The following is a 19,268-nucleotide window of genomic DNA, read 5'->3' on the forward strand; positions in this document are numbered from 1 at the left end:
TTATGAAAAGAACCAATTACTATTTAAAAATTATGGGGGGAGCGTTGCTATTTCAATCCTTAGCATTTCAAACCATGGCCTCCCAGTTTTCAGTAGGCGAAGGAATAGGAAAGATCCTGACCAGAATGGAACAGAAATTCAATATTAAATTCGGGTATGATGCCTCAATAGCCAGCCAAAAAGTGAATGAATTGGCGAATGTTGAAAAACTGAAAAAAGATCAGATTATCCAATTTATCCAGTCGATTTCAGATGGAAACCTTGAGGTTAAGAAAATTGACGATAAACTCTATGTTATTTCGAAGAAAGTTGCAAACAGCTCCAAGGCTGCGTATACAAGGTCGGTAACAGAACAAAAGGAGGTGCAGGGTAAAGTCGTTGATCGGGAAACAGGAGCGCCGATTGCTGGTGTTACTGTACGTGTAAAGAACACTGCTGTGGCTGCAACAACAAATCAGGATGGGGTCTTTAAATTGTCGAATACCACAGCGAATACCATTCTTCAGATTTCCTATATAGGATACGAAACTATGGAGATTCCGATTGCACAGGCGGGAACAATTACATTGGCGAAATCGTCCGAAGCATTAGCAGAGGTTGTTGTAACAGCATTGGGGATAAAACGAGAGCAAAGAGCCTTGGGCTACGCCACACAAAGCGTGAAAGGAGAGGACCTGACTCGTGTGAAAGGGGTAGATGTCGGAACAACGCTAACAGGACGTATTTCCGGGGTTAGGGTATTGAACAGTACCGAATTTAACAAAACCCCGGAGATCCAGGTTCGTGGGCTCACCCCGATCTTGGTCATTGATGGGGTTGCATACGAAAACATGGATCTGAGAGACGTCCCCGTAGATAATATACAAGATATGACTGTCTTGAAAGGAGCGACTGCTACTGCACTTTATGGAAGTAAAGGTGAAGGTGGCGCTATCATGATTACAACCAAAAAAGGTTTAGCCGAAAAAGGAACTGAAATTACAGTGAATACCAATAATATGTTCTTTTCGGGGTATCTTGCCTTACCTGAGGTACAACACAGCTACTCTTCGGGAGAGTCGGGTAAATTTAATAATGACGACTATGTCTGGGGAGATAAGCTTGATATTGGCCGTACAGCGGAGCAATGGAATCCAATCAGTAAGCAATATGAAGTAGGTGAGCTCACTTCAAGAGGGAGAAATAATTTCAAGAATTTTCTGGAGCCGGGATTTATTACGAACAATACCGTGAGTTTTACAAATCAAGGTGAGCATGGAAGTATAAGAACATCTATCAATCACATCTATAATAAAGGACAATATCCAAATCAGAAGCTGAATTTGACGAATATTTCAGTGACAGGAACCACAAAGATCAGCGAAAAAGTTGACCTTGAGACTAGACTGGGATATAACCGAAGTTCTTCTTCTACCAATTTTGGATCAGGCTATGGAGACCAAGGCTATATATATAATATCTTGGTCTGGACCGGTCCAGAATATAATTTGAGAGATTATAAGGATTATTGGCTGGTCAAAGATCAATCCCAAAATTGGATGTATAAAGGTTGGTATGATAATCCTTATCTTATCGCCAATGAGAAAATTACTCCCGAGTTGATCAATAAAGTCAATGCCGCTGTAACATTAAATTATAAAGTCAATGACTGGGCTAAATTTATGTTACGTTCGGGATACGATTATTATGGTAAAACCAGAACGCAGCAAAACCCAATTGGGATTTATGGAACTCGGGGTGGATTTGAGGATTTCGGTGGATTCGATAGTAAAGGCAAATATATGCGAGCCGATTATAATGGCTTTGCAACGACCAACGATGCCATCTTCACCGCAAAGAAAAACTTCGGTGACTGGGGAGTAGATGGATTACTGGGTGGATCTATTTTTTATCGTAAAGACAATAATATGATCGCCAATACAGCGAATGGATTATCCATTCCTGGCTATTATTCCTTACGAAATTCAATAGATCCAGCTAAAGTGGTCGAGTCCCGCGTTAAGGAAATGCGAAATGGTTTATATGGACGACTTTCTTTGTCTTGGCGAAACGCGGTGTTTTTGGAAGCAACAGGACGGAATGACTGGGTGTCAACCCTGAGCAGGGAACATCGTTCTTATTTCTATCCTTCTGTTTCAGGAAGTGTGGTGGTTACAGATCTACTGCCATCAAAACCGATGTGGTTGGACATGTTTAAGGTCCGGGGATCTTGGGCTGTCACTAAATCTGTCCTAGATCCGTATGAGGTGAATTCAACTTTTTCGGTCACAAGTAATGTTTGGGATGGATTGCCAACAGCATCATATCCAAATATTATCAAAGATTATTCTATTTCCCCAACACAACGCGATTTAACAGAATTTGGGTTTGATTTTGCTGTTTTAAACAATAGATTATACGGTAATTATACACGCTATTATCGTTTGTTGCATAATCAGATTGTCAAAGCAAAAATTTCAAAAACGACAGGGTTTGAGGAGCGGCTTATCAATACAAAAGAAGAGGAAATGACGAAGGGGCATGAGATTACACTAGGTGGAACCCCTATTAAACAAGAGAGTTTTCAATGGGATGTAACCGTAAACTTTTCTCAGAATATGCGTTATTTCCATCGGTTGGATCCACAATACTCAAAAGATGCATTATATGTAAAAGAAGGTCTGCGTGCCGACTATATTGAAGATAGGGATTGGGAGCGAACTCCGGATGGACAATTGGTGCTTAACAGTTCGGGTATGCCAATTTCTGCACAATATGCAAATCAACTTATTGGATACACTGCACCCAAATGGTTTTGGGGGTTCTCCAATCAGTTCCGTTATAAAGATTTTTCATTCGGTTTTAGTTTTGATGGACGTATCAAAGGAATGTCTTATTCGACCATGAATGAACGTTTGTGGCAAACGGGCTCGCATCCAGATTCGGATACACCTTATCGTTATGAAGAAGTGGTCAATGGAAATAAAACTTTTATTGCTCCGGGGATGAAGATTGTGTCTGGGGCAGTGACTTATGATCGATATGGCCAGATTACTGAGGATACCCGTGTATTTGCGCCGAACGATCAGGTGGTGTCTTATGAGGGATACTATAAAACTGCCTACTCAGGACGTTGGAATTATTGGGATGAGACATTTATTAAATTGCGGGAATTGTCATTGAGCTACCGGATGCCAGATAAGGTCGCGTCGAAATTTAAGGCCAAACGTGCAAGTATCGGTGTAACTGGTCAAAATTTGCTGTTGTGGACAAAAGAATTTCGTTTCTCAGATCCAGATACAGGATCTGAAGACCTGAACTCGCCGTCCATGCGTTACATTGGTTTTAATATTAACCTAACTTTCTAAAAATTATTAAACACAGATGAACATGAAAAGATTATTGACGTATATCCTCCTGGGTACTCTGATGATATCCACAAGTTGTTCCAAATTTGATGAGATCAATACTAATCCTGAGACACCATCAGTTGTTAAACCATCCATGTTGGCCACCCGTATCATTTTAAATTTGGCACGTCAATCCAGCACAAAATCCTTTATGCAACCTTATATGTTGACCAAAGAAATTGCCTGGACGGAGTTGACCGAAGGATATCAGTATAACAGTTTAGGTGAATGGGATATTTCGATGACATCGATCAATGATGCTCATTTTATGGGTGAATTTGCAACCGATGAGCAACTCAAGAGCTCTTACAATGGTCTGATGTACTTTGCCCGGGCGACGAAGTTTTATGAAGCAACCATGAGCGTTGGGGATATTCCTTATAATGATGCACTAAAAGGGGAATCTGATAAAATCTATTTCCCGAAGTATGATACTCAGAAAGATGTATTCCTTGGGATTCTGAATGAGTTGGAACTTGCGGACAAATTGTTTGCCGAAGGTGCTAAATTTGATGGTGATCCTATATTTGGTGGTGATGTCACGAAATGGAGAAAATTGGTAAACAGTTTTGCATTGAATGTTTTAATTCAGTTAAGTAAAAAGGAAAATGATGGAGAACTTCATATTAAAGAACGTTTTAAAACTATTCTGGCTAATAAACCAATTTTCGGTAGCAATGCAGATAATTTTCAGGTTATTCATGAAGATAAAGCAAGTCAAACTTATCCTTTTTATAAGATAAGTAATAGTTTTGTGATTTATCCCGTGGTGTCAACCGAAATTATTGATCGTCTAAAACAATATCAGGACAGAAGATTATTTTACTACGCAAATCCATCTGCATTACAAATTAAGAACGGTAAACAGTCCAATGATTTTAATGCATATGTTGGTATTGACCCTTCACTCTCTTTCAGTGAAATTGCCGAATTAAAAAAGAAAAATGATTATTCTAAACTAAATGACCGCTATACAGAGCTCGTCAGTGGTGAGCCAACACAGCAATACAGCTATGCACATTTATGCTTTGTCATTGCGGAAGCAGCGGCCCGTGGTTGGGTGGCTGAATCCACAGTCGACTGGTACAAAAAAGGGATCGAAGCTTCGATGCAATTTATTGCTGAAAATACGCCTAATACGGCTCAATATACACACAATATGCCATTGGATGCTGCATATATCAATGCTGCATTGAATGTTTATGGTAATGAATTTCCCCCTATGCTCGAAGAGCAATTGGAAGAAATCATCACACAGAAATATTTAGCGAGTTATCTGCAGGGACGTATGACCCCTTATTATGATTATAGAAGAACCGGATATCCCAAATGGAAGATTAATCCAGCATCTAGCCTGAATGCCGTAGCTCCTGATAAAATTCCGGTACGTTGGCGTTATCCTGCATTGGAATATAATTATAATGCAGAAAATCTGAATGAAGCCATGCAACGTCAGTACAAGGGTAATGATGAAATCAATCAGTTGATGTGGATTTTGAAATAGATCAAGATGATTTATGCTGTTGATTTCTCATTAGCATTAGATAACTGTCCCCGTGCACAATATCAATCGTGTGCGGGGATTATTTATTAAAATAGTTACATAAAAAACGGGTGGTAATGGATATATTCGTCCATAGACCAATGTATTTGTAAGAGAGACAAGAATTTTTAGTTATGGATAGTAGAAGAGATTTTATTAAGAAAGCGTCGTTGTTGGCTGGTGTTTTTGGCTTACAGAATGCTATGCCAGATGCCATTCAACGCGCCCTGGCCATTGAGCCTGTAACAGGGAGTACCTTTTTGGATGCCGAGCATATTGTGCTGCTTATGCAGGAAAACCGTTCTTTTGATCATAGCTTCGGAACTCTTCGCGGGGTTCGGGGATTTAATGACCCTAGGGCAATCAAACTACCGAGCGGAAACCCTGTATGGTTGCAGTCGTCGGCTTCCGGCAAAACCTATTCACCTTTCCGATTAGATATCAAAAACTCAAATGCGGCATGGACTGGAAATTTACCGCATTCATGGGAAAATCAAATGGCAGCCCGTAATCAGGGGAAGCATGATAACTGGATTGAAGCAAAGCGCCCCGGAGGAAAAGTCCTCAGTGAGATCCCACTAACAATGGGCTATTATACACGGGAGGATATCCCCTTCTACTATGCCTTGGCAGATGCCTTCACCATCTGCGATCAACATTTTTGTTCTTCCATTACAGGTACGACAACCAACCGGCACTTTTTCTGGACCGGAACCTGTGTCCCACATAAAGGAGCGAAGCCTTTGGTACGCAATTCAGATATCTATTTCAATCGTTGGGCACATTGGAAAACCTTTCCGGAACGTCTGGAGGAAGCAGGTATTTCATGGAAAGTATACCAGAATGAAGTCAGCATGGAGAGCGGCCTAAATGGTGAAGAGCTATTGGGTAATTTTACAGATAACAACCTGGAGTGGTTTGCGCAGTATCACATCGAATTCAAAAAGAGCCATCTGGATTTTATGCGTAAACGTGTCGTTGAATTACCTGCCGAGATCCAGGAGCTTGAAAAAGCATTGGCCAATAATGGCACAGACAGTGTGCAGAAAACGCAAAATAAGCTTAAGCAAAAGCAAGAACAACTGAGCAGTTACAAGAAACAATTGGAGCGGTTGACCGAAGAAGCTTTTCAGCAGCTTCCAAAAGAACAGCAGACCCTCCATGCGCGTGCATTTCAGACAAATGAAGGTGATGAGTTTTATCGTGAGACAATATCTGTTACCCATGAAGGGGAGCAGATTAAGGTTCCCAAAGGGGATGTGCTCCACCAATTTAGAAAGGATGTCAAATCTGGAGGATTACCCGCAGTATCCTGGCTGGTGGCTCCGCAGTGTTTTTCGGATCACCCCAGCGCACCGATGTATGGTGCTTGGTATGTGTCAGAAATTTTAAATATACTGACTGAAAACCCTGAGATTTGGAAAAAGACAATCTTTATCCTCAACTACGATGAGAATGATGGTTATTTTGATCATATTCCTCCATTTGTGGCCCCAAATCCAGCAGATGTCAGCTCCGGAAAAACCTCCCCTGAATTAGATTATAGTGGTGAATATGTGAGTTTAGAACAGGAACTTGCAGATGGTGAGAAAAAGGAAAATGCTACTGCAGGCCCCGTAGGTCTAGGTTATCGGGTACCATTGATCGTGGCCTCTCCCTGGTCCAAAGGAGGATGGGTCAATTCAGAAATCTGTGATATCACATCGACAATTCAGTTTATGGAACATTTCTTTGAAAAGAAACTCGGTAAACAGGTGAAAGAAGATAATATCAGTTCCTGGCGGCGAGCTATTACAGGAGACTTGACTTCTGTATTCCGAAAAGCTGAGGGAACCAATGTGGTAGACCTTCCTTTCTTAGATCGTAATGAACAGATTTATACAATAGATCAGGCGAAGTCTAAACCGCTACCAAACAATTTTCATGTTTGGTCTCAGGAGGATGCAGCACAGCTGCGGTCAGCTGGACAGTCCACCTTGCTGGCAAAACAGGAGCGTGGACAGAAAAATTCTAATGCACTTGCGTATGAGCTGTATGCCAATGAATCTATTGATCTGGCGGGGGGACAAATCAAACTAAGGATGCGTGCCGGAAATCAGTTTTTTGGTGCAAAATCATTGAACAGCCCATTTAATGTTTATAGCGGTCCCAGTTACAAGGAAGGGGTGAATTTTTGGCCTTTTGCAGTAGTCGCAGGGCAAGAATTGCAGTTTGATTGGAATTTGGCCGATTTTAAAGACGGTTATTATGATCTGACTGTATATGGGCCGAATGGTTTTATGCGTGGATTTCAGGGGAAGGATGAACAGCTGTCTGTAACGGCACGTTATGAAATCGGTAAAAAAGGACTGCCAACAGGCAATATTATCTTGGAAGCCCATAATGATGGACGTAAATCACTTCAGGTAGAGGTAAAGGATAATGCCTATAGCACATGGCGGAAGAAGACTGATTTACCTGCTGGAAAATCAGCGAAATGGCTCATCGAATCTCATAAAGTCAATGGATGGTATGATATCTGTGTGCATATTGAGGGATCTGATTTTGCCCGTCAATTTGCTGGTCGTGTAGAAACAGGAAACCACTCAAAGACCGATCCGCAATTGGGATAATAACAACGAGTAACTAGTGCCAGGACTTTCTATAATCAACAAAGGCTATCATGTGATAGCCTTTGTTGATCAATTTAATATCATTTACTTGTTGCTCCATTCTTCAAGTAAAGCCTTCAATTTAGGGTCGCTGGGCCTTGGACTATCCGCTGAAATGAGGTTCCCCTGTTTGTCTATCAAAATATAACGTGGAATAGAATTGACTTTGTAAGCATTGGACAACTCGTTGTCTGACCCTGCATGCAATTGGATTCCTTTCAATTTTTTTTCGTTGACATAGGCTTCCCATTTGGGTTTATCCTGATCAACTGAAACCCCGACAAACGCAACCGGTTTTCCTTTAAACTCTTCATTGAGCTTTTCCCAGTGCGGTTCTTCACCACGGCAGGGCCCGCACCAAGTTGCCCACATGTCGACCAGGACGACTTTTCCTTTGAGATCAGCAAGCGTTGTTTTCTTGCCGGTGATGTCAGGGTAACCAAACTGAAATGCAGGGAGACCTGTTTTTGTTTCGACCAATTTGGCTTCTACCGCCTTGGCACGATCAACCTGCTCGGGTAATGTAAAATACTTTTTGTAGGCCTCGTTCATTTCCTGAAAATCACTGTAGGATCGGGCACTTTCCAGGCGCTGCAAAACATATTGTCCCTTAAGGACATCAGGACCTATGGCGGCCACTTGCTGATCGAATGTAGGTTTGGTGGATAAGTCTAGTTTACGATAAATCATATTGCTCATAAAACGATCTCCATACGGGAATTTGAGTAGTTCGGGGCTTAAAAACCGGTCGGCATTAAACTGTGTATAAAAATCACTCATTTCTTCTTTGCTCGGATGTGCGGTACGCGGCATGTATAAATAGGAAATGGCATAATATGCAAAGTCATAATCCACAATTTCCGGGAAGAACTTATCAAAATTCGGATTTCCGGTTTTGACACTTTTCTTGATACCGTCTAATTTCCCTTTAAACTCTTCCACTTCTGGGAAGAAATCTACATAGGTACTCATGCCCCCAGGTGTCGTCCCTTTGTCATGTAAGCTTTTTGACTGCTTATCCCAATTGTACAATGCTTCATTTTCAGCTGTATTTTTCCCCGTGAGCTCATAATCACTTTGCGTTAACCGAATATGTAGATCGTCATTACCCTTAAAGTAAAAGCGGAATACTCCCTGCTGACTGAGAGCGTTGCCCGAACCGAGAGCGTACAGCCCTTCATATTCAGGGATGAAGCGAAAACCGAACCTACCTTGGGCATCAGGAACCGACGTTGCAATTTCTTTTAACCGCCCGTTGAGCACCTTAAACAGGCCAATACGCTTTACTTTTGCAGGGTCCGTAGTACCAGTAACATTACTGGGCTGTTGCGCCAATGTGATCATAGAGAAAACAAGGGTCGAAACTAGTAAAATGGTTTTTCTAATCATGATTGAGTTTGTTTAACTAAGGTTAAATGGAATAATTTTCTTGATGTCTTTTGCCTGGAATAATTTGCTGTCCTTTTTTGCAATGGCTTTCTGCAATGCGATAATTTCATTTTTTCGCGTGGCAACTGCGGTCGATGTCAGATCAGTACGCAAATGGGCATCGACTGTGTGAGCAGCTCTGGCATAGTCTTTTAGATAATAATACAATAAGGTTAACCGGTAATTATCCACTGCATCGAAAGGCTGTTTACGTTGTTGTTGCTGGTATTCGTCCAACAATTGCTGTAATATTTCTGGTTTTTCTGCCTGGTCAATGATAACCTGTCCCAGGGCATTGCTCCTTAAGTCCCAGGTAGTGAAAATCTTATATTTATCTATCAATGTCAAATAGGTGGCTGCATCTTTAGAACCGCTATAATAATCGGTGATGAAACCCGGGAGAAATATAGCCCATAGTTTATCATTGAAAGTAGGTCGTATATAGGCCAACATGTGCTGTAGGCTGTCTAATTGCCGCGCTGTACCATATTGTCTGCTTTTTGCTTTGGCCACTGCTGTGATTTTGTTTCGGAGGAGATTGCCACCGTACATGTTGATCAGCTTGGGCAGGTTATGATAAGCCCAGCTGTTGTACTTTGGAAACCCTGTTACGGAATTGGCCAGAAAAGCCGTCTCATGGAAGAGGTCTTTTTGCTGATCAAGATAGCCTTCTAACTCGGCAAAAGTATGCTGCTCGCCAGTTTTGATAAAACGCTCGCTATAGGCCGCAGGGTATGGATTATCCAGTGACCGGTTAAAAGCCAAATATTGATTGGCCACATTGAGCTGTACGCCTTTCTTTAACAGGGACACAAATCGATTGACATCGAAAAAGCCAGATTCGGTCAGTATAGTTTTACCGTCTGGATTGACAATCACATAAGTAGGGAACCCCGGGGCACCATATTTTCGTGCTAATCGCTTGCCATCCATCTCTTTCATGACATCGGTTTTGAAGAGAATATAATTCGCAGCGAGTTCTGAGCTGACTGCAGGAGCAGGAAATACCTGTTTATCCATTTCCGCACAGGGCATACAACCGACAAAATAAAGATCGACCAAGATAAGTTTATTTTCCTTTTTGGCCTGTGCTTGACAGTCAGCATAACTTCCTTGAAAGGCTTTTTCTTGTGCATTGGCCAATGTATGGCGCGAAAGTCCACAACAGGTTATGATAATATAAAAAATGATCCTTTTCATCTGATTTCGTTTTAGAAAAAAGAAGTATATCTCCTTACTTCTCTTTGTTTAAATACTTATTGTGCTATTGTCGGCTAAGGTAATAGAGATGCTATTTGCATGGGCTTTCGCCTGGATTTCTTCAATAAATGCCGGATTTTTTGTGAGCTGGTCCACTGTATAGTTGTCTATACGCTGGATCAATATGCCTGATTGTATGCCTTCTGGGGTTTCGGTTGCACCTACTCGGCCCAATGTCTTCAATTGCCCCGTATTGTCCCAACCAAATTGATAGTTTTTTATTAGAAAATCCGAAGGTAGCGCATGCAATTTGTTGGGGGAGAAATAAACTTCACCTTCAGCCAAATTGATTGTCATATTGTACCTACTGAGCAGACGGACACCGATAGAGCCATCAAATCCGGGTTTCCATTGTTCATTCGCCGCACTTCCCCCCATTAATGTTACGGGTAAGTTTTTCATCGCTGGAAGTGAAGCGATCGTAAATTGATAGCTCTTACCTGAAAAAGTAGGGGAAGATACACCCATACTCACTGTAGCAGCTTGAGCCTCGGGTTTGAACCCGCTGACGAGCAGTCTGTTCTGACGGACGAAAGGGCGGAAGCAGATCAAGTCATAGGAGGCTCCGGTGTCAAATACAAAATGTCCAGGATAACTTTTATTTTGTACGATTTCCAATTGCCCCGGAAGTATCATTACGCCAGCAGGCATCATAATCGGTACTGGAGTGCCCTTTCCTGGGTATTGAAAATCACCAAAATCATACAATGACAACAGGTTTTTGTCGTAGTCGATATGGGTAATAAACTGCCGGATTAATGTATTACCGATGATACCGTCACCATCTCTACCCATCTCAGGAAAAATAGCAATACCTTGCCCGCCAAGTTTCAGCGTATCCAATAAGATGGTATTGTTGTCGGATACCTGGATTTTGGCATGACCGCCAACGACAGAAGCGCTATTCTCTCGGGTGACTTTTAGACCAATAACATCTGCTAGTTGCTGACTGACAGCCATCCCATCTGCGCCGGTATCAAATAACAGGCGTAATGGTTTTTCAGAGCCATTAATCTTCACTTGGAGATAGATGGAGCCATTCTTATTTTCGAAGGGGATGACAGCCCTTAATGTTGACTTATTTTTGCGCTTCATGCCATAAAGCTGGTCAAATAGGCTGAAATGGACTAATTTTCCTTGCGGATCAACAAGTGCCTGGGAAGTAGATGTCTTTTCTTTGGCATCAGTGATCTCCATTTGCAGCAATTCCCCTTTCGAGGTTTTCTTTTTTGACAGTATATGAATTGCTTTTAATGGATAGTTGTTAATGATCTGATTTAACCTGAAGTCTGCTCCCTCACCGGTATGTCCTGCAACTGAGAAATTTGGTGCTAGAGCATCAGACAGCAGTGAGGTATCTTTTTTTTCAAAAGCAGTAAGCAGTTTTGCTGGGATGGTCTGCGCAGTCGCAATAATACTGTTCACCGTATATGTTCCAAGGAGGATCAATTTTTTAATTTTAATCTTGCTCATATAATCACTTTACTAAGTAGTAACATTTTTTTGTTATGATAATATCACCGTAAGCAGCCAACTGGAATGTGTGCCAGTTGGGCTGCTAAGGCAAACATAAACGTGAAATACTTTAAAAATATATCTTCATAGTCTTCTTTAGGCTTAATAAGCCAGACTCTTTGGCGCTGTATAGATACAATTGGGTGCATGCCAAATCTTTGAAGATAGGGTTGTTATTTGTTTTATATTATTGTTGGCTATTCACGATAACAGACATCGACGATTTTGCCAAAACCGCTGTATGATTCGGCCAGCTTCGGTGCCCCAGATAAATTGATGTCATAGAAATCCATTTTACCGCTTGTATTTGGGCTAATAGCGTCATAAGTACATACGATCAGTCTTTTTGCAAATTCGTTATATCGGCTGTTTCCGATGATGTAAGCCAATTTTTGGAATTTAATTTTGGATATTCGGCGTGTGCCAGCATCTAATGCAAGACTATGCTTTTTATTAAATGGATCGTATTGGTATATTTTGCTGCCCATAGTATAGTAGATATATCCGAAGGTCGGATCGGCGGCTATCCATTCTGCAGATTCCATTTGATAGGGGTTTTCAATGTCGTCAACGGCTAAAGGATTGAAGACTGTTCCATCATGGGTAAAGCGTACCAGTTTTAATCTATTATTCGTTGGATTTTTCAGCAATGCATAGAATTGATTGGTAGCGGTCAATACACGTTCCATATAAACCAGATCCATTTTCATGTCTTCAGGTGTAAACAGTTCAGGATCACTGGAGCTTGGAATCAATAAGGTGTAATTTGTACTATTATGAACTAAGAAACGTTGGTTCTGTTTATCGAAAACTACAGCGTAGGCACTGTAATTTCCATAATATGGAGCAATAAATTTCGAAATATTGAGCCTGACTCCACCATTTAGACGATTGATTGTTGACCCATATAGCATGTTTTGAGTCACATTTTGATGCATGAGTACCCCTTCACTATCTAATATATAACACATATTTTTACCACCTCCGACAGGCTGAATAACTTCTGCGTGATAAGCTTCAGGCGTGGCCCGAAAGATCTCCTTTCTTAAGTTCCGAAAATCCGTCCAAGTGTTTTGCTGGTTATCAAAACTGATGGTTGTTTTATCAGTCCCCACGTAAATTCTATTGACATACTTGCTTTGAATTGCATCTCTATCATTCAGGAACATAACCAGTTTTGGAGCACCTTCGACCTCCGTTCTTGCAAAGTTTTTAAGAATATCTTGATAAAATTCGTATTTGAATGTTGTTAAATTGTAGTTTAACATATCCAATCGAGATTTCCCATCGATACTACTAAGGACCAGCCAACCATTTGAAAGGACAGAAGTGACACTGAGTTTTGTGATAAATTCTGACAGGGTATTGTTTGATGTATTGCGAACCCTTAAATGTAAATGATAATTAGCTGGGGCTAAACTGATAACTGTGTCTAAATTTAGCTTGTTGCCCAAAACTTTCTTTTTATCACCGTTTAATACTGTCGAACTTTGGTTAATGGTATACCACTCATAGGTATAGTTGCTAGGATCTACCTTCCCACCGCTTGAGAGGTTCAGATTCGGCTCGATCTTAAATGATTGTTCATTGTAAGCAAGGTAGGACGAGTCAATTCCACCAATCTTCAACGTATCAAAATCGGTATAGGTATAATTTCCAAGATCTTTTTGACAAGATTGGAAGGCATTTAACACTGAAATGCAAATGATTATGATAAATAGTAATCTCTTCATGTTAGGTTATATTATTGCGCATAAACGCCTAATTCCATAGGTTTTCCGTTATCATCTAAAATCGGATTTCCTGTTGCTGCCTGTTCATCCAAATAGGATTTCAATCCAAAAGTCCAAGCCAGTATACCCGAAGCAGAGGGTATATAACTGGGGCTTGTCAGTTCCTCTAAATTGAGGCCAAAGCGTTCAATTAATAATTTGAACTTCGTTCCTGAGAATTGACCTAAATATGCAATTGTTAATGATGCATAGTTAGATTTTGCTGGATCCCAGAAATCCGGAGCTCCGGGGATGTCATTGGCTTCTAATGTGAATTGGGTAAAGTAACTTGTGTATTTATTGTTTCCTGTGCCTATCTCTTGACTGTTCATTGAAGTAGAAAAGTTTTCATTGGGTTCCAATTTAAATAGCAGGCCCAAACTTTCTTTTTTTAGTTCTGTGCTGCGGAGTAATTTGACCTGTAAAGTATCACTGACTTGACCGGCTTTAATTGTAAAGCTTTTGTTTTCAATTGTATAATCTCGACCTTTTACTAAAGTTGAAGCTGGGTCAATGACAAGTTTATAAGGCCTGTCTTTCTCTGATGTACCGCCTGTGGTCATCACGATGACCGGAAAAACTGTTTCTCTTATTTTGGGGTCTACATAACCGAAAGAATAGATCCCATAATCTACCGGGATATAAGTTTGGTTGCTCAACTTATTGTTGAAATATATGTTGTTCTCGCCAGTATATGTTGCGAGGTCTGTTTTCTTACAGCTTATAAATAAGCTCATGCATAACAGACAAGAAATTGCTGATTTTAATATTTTCATGATCATTACCTTGGGTCAGTTTCAGATTGTGGGATTGGAAATGTATAGCTTTCCACGCCAACTGATTTATTTGTTGTTGTAGCTCCGTTGATTGTTCGGTTATCATTGCGTTTGTAATAATACCACAGCTGTCCTTCTCCATAAAATTCTTTGCGATACTCCTTTTTGATATTATCCGCGAGATCTGTTGTGCTTGAAAGAACATCACAATTTCTATTTTTACGCAATTCATTTAAATAAGCTAGCGCTTTGGTCTGATCAGGTTCGCATTCTGAGGCAATTAAGTACATTTCACTAATGCGTATACCAGGAACAGTATATCTAAAATTGCGATAGTTTGTCGCGGAAATGTCAGCATATTTTAAGAAAACGGGATAGGATTTCCCGCCGTTAGAGCGCCAGTTGGAGGCATATCTGAAATCGTTTTCCCAATTTTCGTAGACCGTATTAATAAACTTATTGGTTGTACCAGCACTTAGGATGTTTCTGTCTTCCAATGCAGGACTAAAAAGCTCATCATAATTTTTGTATAAATTCGCACTTTCAAAGGCCAATAACAGTTCCATACTAAACACTCTATTGATCTGTGACACGTTACTGAGATCAGATGCTTGTATCCATGGAAACTTAGATTTTGCAGCGATGACCGCTTCAGCTGCTTTTAAAGCATCTTCCTTATGACCACCCCATAAGTTTGCCCTAGCCTCAAGACCTTTGGCCGCGAAATAGTTGAAGTGATAGTTTCTGAATTGGAGAAAGGGTTTAGCACCCAACTGGATTTCACCGATCGTTTGGTCGATCTGCTCCATATGTATGGCAGGATCATATTTGAGCAATAAGTCAGTGGACTTTTTTAAATCTGCTAATATATTGACTAATACGTCCGTACTTTTAAAATAGGGTGCCGCTTCATAGGTCGTATTTGTATAATAGGGAATAGTCTGCGCTTCTTTATTGACCGAGAATGCTGGCGCGAACAGACGGAGTATATCCAAATAAAGATAGGCCCTTGCGGTTAAGGCTTCTCCCTCCATGAGGCCCCTTGTCTGTGTGTCTAAAACCTGACCATAGGTATCCAAATTTTCCAGAAATCTATTGATATTGGTGATGTTCACGTAGAGGTTGGCCCAAATAGCATCTAACTGTGCTTTTACATCTTTGTCCCCATAGTTAAAGTTATTCAATTGCTTACGTGGTTCACTTTGTGCTGCGGAGATATAATAGGTCTGTGCAAGAAGATCCAAAATTTCCAGATTCAGGGTTCGGCCGTAAAGTTTGTCACCACTGATATTGAGATAAATACCATTCAACGCATCGTAAAATCCCTGCGGTGTTTTAAATACCTCTTCCTCAATAAATTTATCTTCAGGTTTGACATCTAGCCATTTGTTGCAACTGGTCAATCCAAAGCTAAGTGTAAGTACCGTTATTGTGAGTATGTTTTTCATCTTATTTAAATGTTGCGTTAAGACTTAGGGAAACAGATCTGGTGAAAGGATAGTCTATACCACGTTCCCTTCTTACCGTTGAACTATAAAATAGGTCATTGAATATACTATTGATCCTTATTGTTGATAGGTTTAGACGATCTAACCAGGTTCTGTTTCTGAATTCGTATCCAAGGCTTATGCTTTCTCCTGTGAATGTGTTTTCACGTTGTATAAAACGTGAAGACATTGGGGTGATGTCAGTAATACTAATCCCTTTAAATTGCGACATATCCCCAGGATTTTGCCACCTGTTGTAAAGAGCACGTTTATCCTGGTTGTTTTTTACAATTTCTTCCTCCGACATGTTCTCTACCTTATTATACAAAGCCGTGTTGAAATTATCTTTATGTAGTATATAGCGGACCAAAATGTTTGTTGTAAATCCCTTATAGGAGAGCGTTCCTCTCAATACCCCTTCAGCTAGCGGCTGTGAGTTTCCAACCGGGGCCAGGTCATCCGCGTTATAATTAAATGTCTGTTCACCTAATTTGGTGAGAAACACTTCACGTCCGGATGAAGGATCTATTCCTTGGGACCGTACAGCCCATAGTGTATTTGGACTATAGCCGTCTCTGTATCTGATCAACGCATTACTCTCTTTCATCTCGTTGTTCAGGGAATTCAGTTTATTATCAAAGTCTGCATATTTGGCTTTCAGCATCGCACCTGTTAAACCAAATGTGAGTACAAATTGGTCTTTGGGTCTATAAATTGGTGAGTAGTTGATTGTTGCTTCCAGCCCTTTATAGTCTAATGTTCCTGCGTTAAAAGGATAGGCTGATAAACCCGTTGATGAAGGAAGTGTGACAGCAACAACTAATGGATCCGTGAATTTGTCATATGCATTTAGCTGTAAATTCAGCTTGTTGTTGAATAAGGTGGCATCCATACCGACGCTGGTCTGTCTCGTTCTTTGCCATTTCAAATCTGGTGCTCCCAACGCAGACATGCTGATCCCCTGTCCAAAACGGTTAACCTCCGAATTGTAGTCAAATACGGACTGACTTACATTTCCAAAATTCTGGTTTCCCGTGATACCAATATTTCCCCGGAGACGTAGCATATTAATCCAGCCCAATTTTTTAGCAAAGGCTTCATTATGGATGTTCCAGCTTGTACCAAAAGAATAGTATGGCGAAAATAAGTTGTTGGAACCAAAACTTGTGGAACCATCTAAATTGTAGTTTACATCAAAATTGTACCGTTGGTCATACGAATAATTGATGGAGCCGACCAACGAAGTCCTACGGGAGACTCTTGTGCTGGCTGAAGGTTTGGAATCTTGTTCAAAGCCGAAAGCAAAACTTGGATTGCCATTGCTTGCTGCTGGAAAACCTACTGCCTTATATCCGTTGAGACGATTTTGAGATTCACTTATTTCTCCACGGATGTTTGCTGTAATGGCATGTTTACCCTGTAAGATCTTTGAGTATGTCAACATTGCATTGGCGGTATATCCAAAGGCCGATGTTTCTTTATGGAGCAGCGAACCTTTTTTTCGGTTTTCTACTCCTTCAAATATTGAGTTTAAGGGTGATAGGAAATCATCTGAATTTGTTGTTGCTTTACTGATCTGCCCACTTGCAGTTAGACGTAGAGCTGAATTGAAATCGTAGGTCATCATCAAATTATTATTGATGACATAGTTTTTTGACGTATTAAAACTTGAGAGATTGGCATTGTAAATGGGATTGAATACATCCCAAGAATAACCATTTGTCCGTGCGTCTTCTCCGTAGGTTAAAAACTTTTCAGCAGCAGATAGGGGTCTGTAGTATGGATTTGTATTTACCCAGGTGGAAAAGCTTCCGTAAGGAGATTCGTTGCCTGTATAGCCTGTTACAAAAGCTCTATTGGCAATGTTTAGTTTTCCTGTACGATAATTCAGGTTCAAGTTTGCTGCCCAATCATCGCGGCCAGAGCCTTTCATGGCTCCTTTCGTATTTTTATAATTGACACCAGCATCAAATACGAGCGCTCCTTCTCCACCACGTGCACTCAATGAATGGCGATGTGAAAAGCCTGTTTGAACAGGAATTTTTAACCAATATGTATTTACTCCGCTGAGTACTTCCTGCAGCCTGGCATTATAGACGCTATCCAACAGGAGTTGTTGCTCAATTAAATTACTTCCAGCGGTATAGCGCCCTGATAAGCGTTCAAATTCTAATTTTTCAGCAGCGTTCATCATGTTATAACTGGAAAGATCTGGAATTTGAGCCTGCATATCCGTTGTATATGAAAGCATGATTTTGCCTGCTTTCGGTTTGATCGTTTCGACAACAATGACCCCGTTTGATGCTCTAGAACCGTAGATTGCTGTGGAGGCAGCATCCTTTAAGATGGTGACGTTTTGGATGATATTCATATCCAGATCCATAATGGTTCTTAGGTTGGTTTCAAAACCATCTAATATGAACAAAGGCTGATTGGGATCTGTAGAAAATTCATCTCGAAGGGTTGACGTCGAAATACTGGTTTGTCCACGTAGTTCAATTGTTGGGAGCATGTTGGGATTTGATCCCAGGGCGTTGTTCTCTATTTGGATAAAAGAGGGATCCAGTGCCCTTAAGCCGGCAATCACATTTTGATTGTTGACCATCTTAAGCTCTTGCCCCGAAAAAGAAGCTGTTGCTCCTGAGAAACTCTCTTTTTTGCGGGTCATCATACCCGTTACCACAACTTCTTCGACTTTGGTTTCTGCTTTATTGAGTCTGATCACTATCGGTCGGCCAGTAAATTTGGCCACAAACTCGAAGGGTTCATACCCAATGGAAGTCACCATGATGGTCTCTCCTGCGGCAGTCAGTGGAAGGTGAAAGGATCCATTTGCAGTAGATATTACCACATTTTTAGGAGCCAATTTGAGACGTAAGGTAGCGCCAGAAATTGGTTTCCCTTCTTCATCCATAATTTTGCCTGTGATTAACTGCTGACGGGAGTCAAAGATCTGGTTTAATCGTAGGGCGGGTGATGTTGGGGTATTTTGAAGATTACTGGAATGTTCTTTTTTCACCACAACAGTTTTATCGAAGAAATCATAGGATAAATTCGCATTTCCCAAAATGACATTCAACACCTGTTTGAATGGCGCATTTTTGATGTCTGCCGATAGATCAATAATCTGGTTAATGTCATTCTTTTTGTAGAAAAAAGAATAACCACTCTGTTTTTCAAGATTTTTTAGGATCGATTCCAAACTTGATTTTTGCTTTTTTAAGCTAATCTGTTGGGCGTAGGTATGTGCATCTACTTGAGACAGACCTAGACCGATCAATAAGGTAATTAAGTTGATCCTCATGAGAGATCTGGATAAAGGGCGCGCAAAAAGAGGCTTTTGTTTTTCATAATTTCGCCCACAATGTGATACATGGTTTGCATCCAAAGCGGTGAAATGAAAATCTTTCTCCTTCTTAATGAACGGAGTTAGGGTAAATTTCATTA

At 40.7% G+C, this 19,268-nt stretch carries 10 protein-coding genes; 3 read left to right on the forward strand and 7 right to left on the reverse strand.

Annotated features, from left to right (window positions below):
* Nucleotides 1–2 precede the first annotated feature (2 nt).
* The 3 genes from HX021_RS13935 to HX021_RS13945 all read left to right on the forward strand — a co-directional run bounded on the left by HX021_RS13935 (nt 3) and on the right by HX021_RS13945 (nt 7,544).
* Complete coding sequence (locus tag HX021_RS13935) at nt 3–3,347, forward strand: SusC/RagA family TonB-linked outer membrane protein (RefSeq protein WP_286591016.1); 3,345 nt, start codon at nt 3–5, stop codon at nt 3,345–3,347.
* A 22-nt stretch (nt 3,348–3,369) separates the two neighbouring features.
* A complete protein-coding gene (locus HX021_RS13940; protein ID WP_286591017.1) occupies nt 3,370–4,893 on the forward strand; it encodes a SusD/RagB family nutrient-binding outer membrane lipoprotein in 1,524 nt (507 codons plus the stop codon).
* A 173-nt stretch (nt 4,894–5,066) separates the two neighbouring features.
* Complete coding sequence (locus HX021_RS13945; protein ID WP_286591018.1) at nt 5,067–7,544, forward strand: phosphocholine-specific phospholipase C; 2,478 nt, start codon at nt 5,067–5,069, stop codon at nt 7,542–7,544.
* Between the two features lie 84 nt (nt 7,545–7,628).
* On the opposite strand, the gene HX021_RS13950 is transcribed toward HX021_RS13945, so the two are convergent.
* The 7 genes from HX021_RS13950 to HX021_RS13980 all read right to left on the reverse strand — a co-directional run bounded on the left by HX021_RS13950 (nt 7,629) and on the right by HX021_RS13980 (nt 19,266).
* A complete protein-coding gene (locus HX021_RS13950; protein ID WP_286591019.1) occupies nt 7,629–8,972 on the reverse strand; it encodes a TlpA family protein disulfide reductase in 1,344 nt (447 codons plus the stop codon).
* A 12-nt stretch (nt 8,973–8,984) separates the two neighbouring features.
* Nucleotides 8,985–10,211 (reverse strand): thioredoxin family protein, encoded by a 1,227-nt coding sequence (locus HX021_RS13955; RefSeq protein ID WP_286591020.1) that lies wholly within the window; start codon nt 10,209–10,211, stop codon nt 8,985–8,987.
* Nucleotides 10,212–10,259: 48 nt separating this feature from the next.
* Nucleotides 10,260–11,744 (reverse strand): aspartyl protease family protein, encoded by a 1,485-nt coding sequence (locus HX021_RS13960; protein ID WP_286591021.1) that lies wholly within the window; start codon nt 11,742–11,744, stop codon nt 10,260–10,262.
* Between the two features lie 239 nt (nt 11,745–11,983).
* A complete protein-coding gene (locus HX021_RS13965; RefSeq protein WP_286591022.1) occupies nt 11,984–13,519 on the reverse strand; it encodes a PKD-like family lipoprotein in 1,536 nt (511 codons plus the stop codon).
* Between the two features lie 11 nt (nt 13,520–13,530).
* Nucleotides 13,531–14,295 (reverse strand): DUF4843 domain-containing protein, encoded by a 765-nt coding sequence (locus tag HX021_RS13970; protein WP_286591023.1) that lies wholly within the window; start codon nt 14,293–14,295, stop codon nt 13,531–13,533.
* 44 nt (nt 14,296–14,339) lie between these two features.
* Nucleotides 14,340–15,782 carry a RagB/SusD family nutrient uptake outer membrane protein gene (locus tag HX021_RS13975; RefSeq protein ID WP_286591025.1) on the reverse strand — a complete coding sequence of 481 codons (1,443 nt, stop codon included), beginning with the start codon at nt 15,780–15,782 and terminating at the stop codon, nt 14,340–14,342.
* 1 nt (nt 15,783) lies between these two features.
* The gene (locus HX021_RS13980) at nt 15,784–19,266 is read right to left on the reverse strand and encodes a SusC/RagA family TonB-linked outer membrane protein (protein ID WP_286591026.1); all 3,483 of its coding nucleotides are present in this window, start codon (nt 19,264–19,266) and stop codon (nt 15,784–15,786) included.
* Between the last annotated feature and the right edge of the window lie 2 nt (nt 19,267–19,268).

The sequence above is a fragment of the Sphingobacterium sp. N143 genome (assembly GCF_030325625.1).
In the GTDB taxonomy this organism is placed as follows: domain Bacteria; phylum Bacteroidota; class Bacteroidia; order Sphingobacteriales; family Sphingobacteriaceae; genus Sphingobacterium.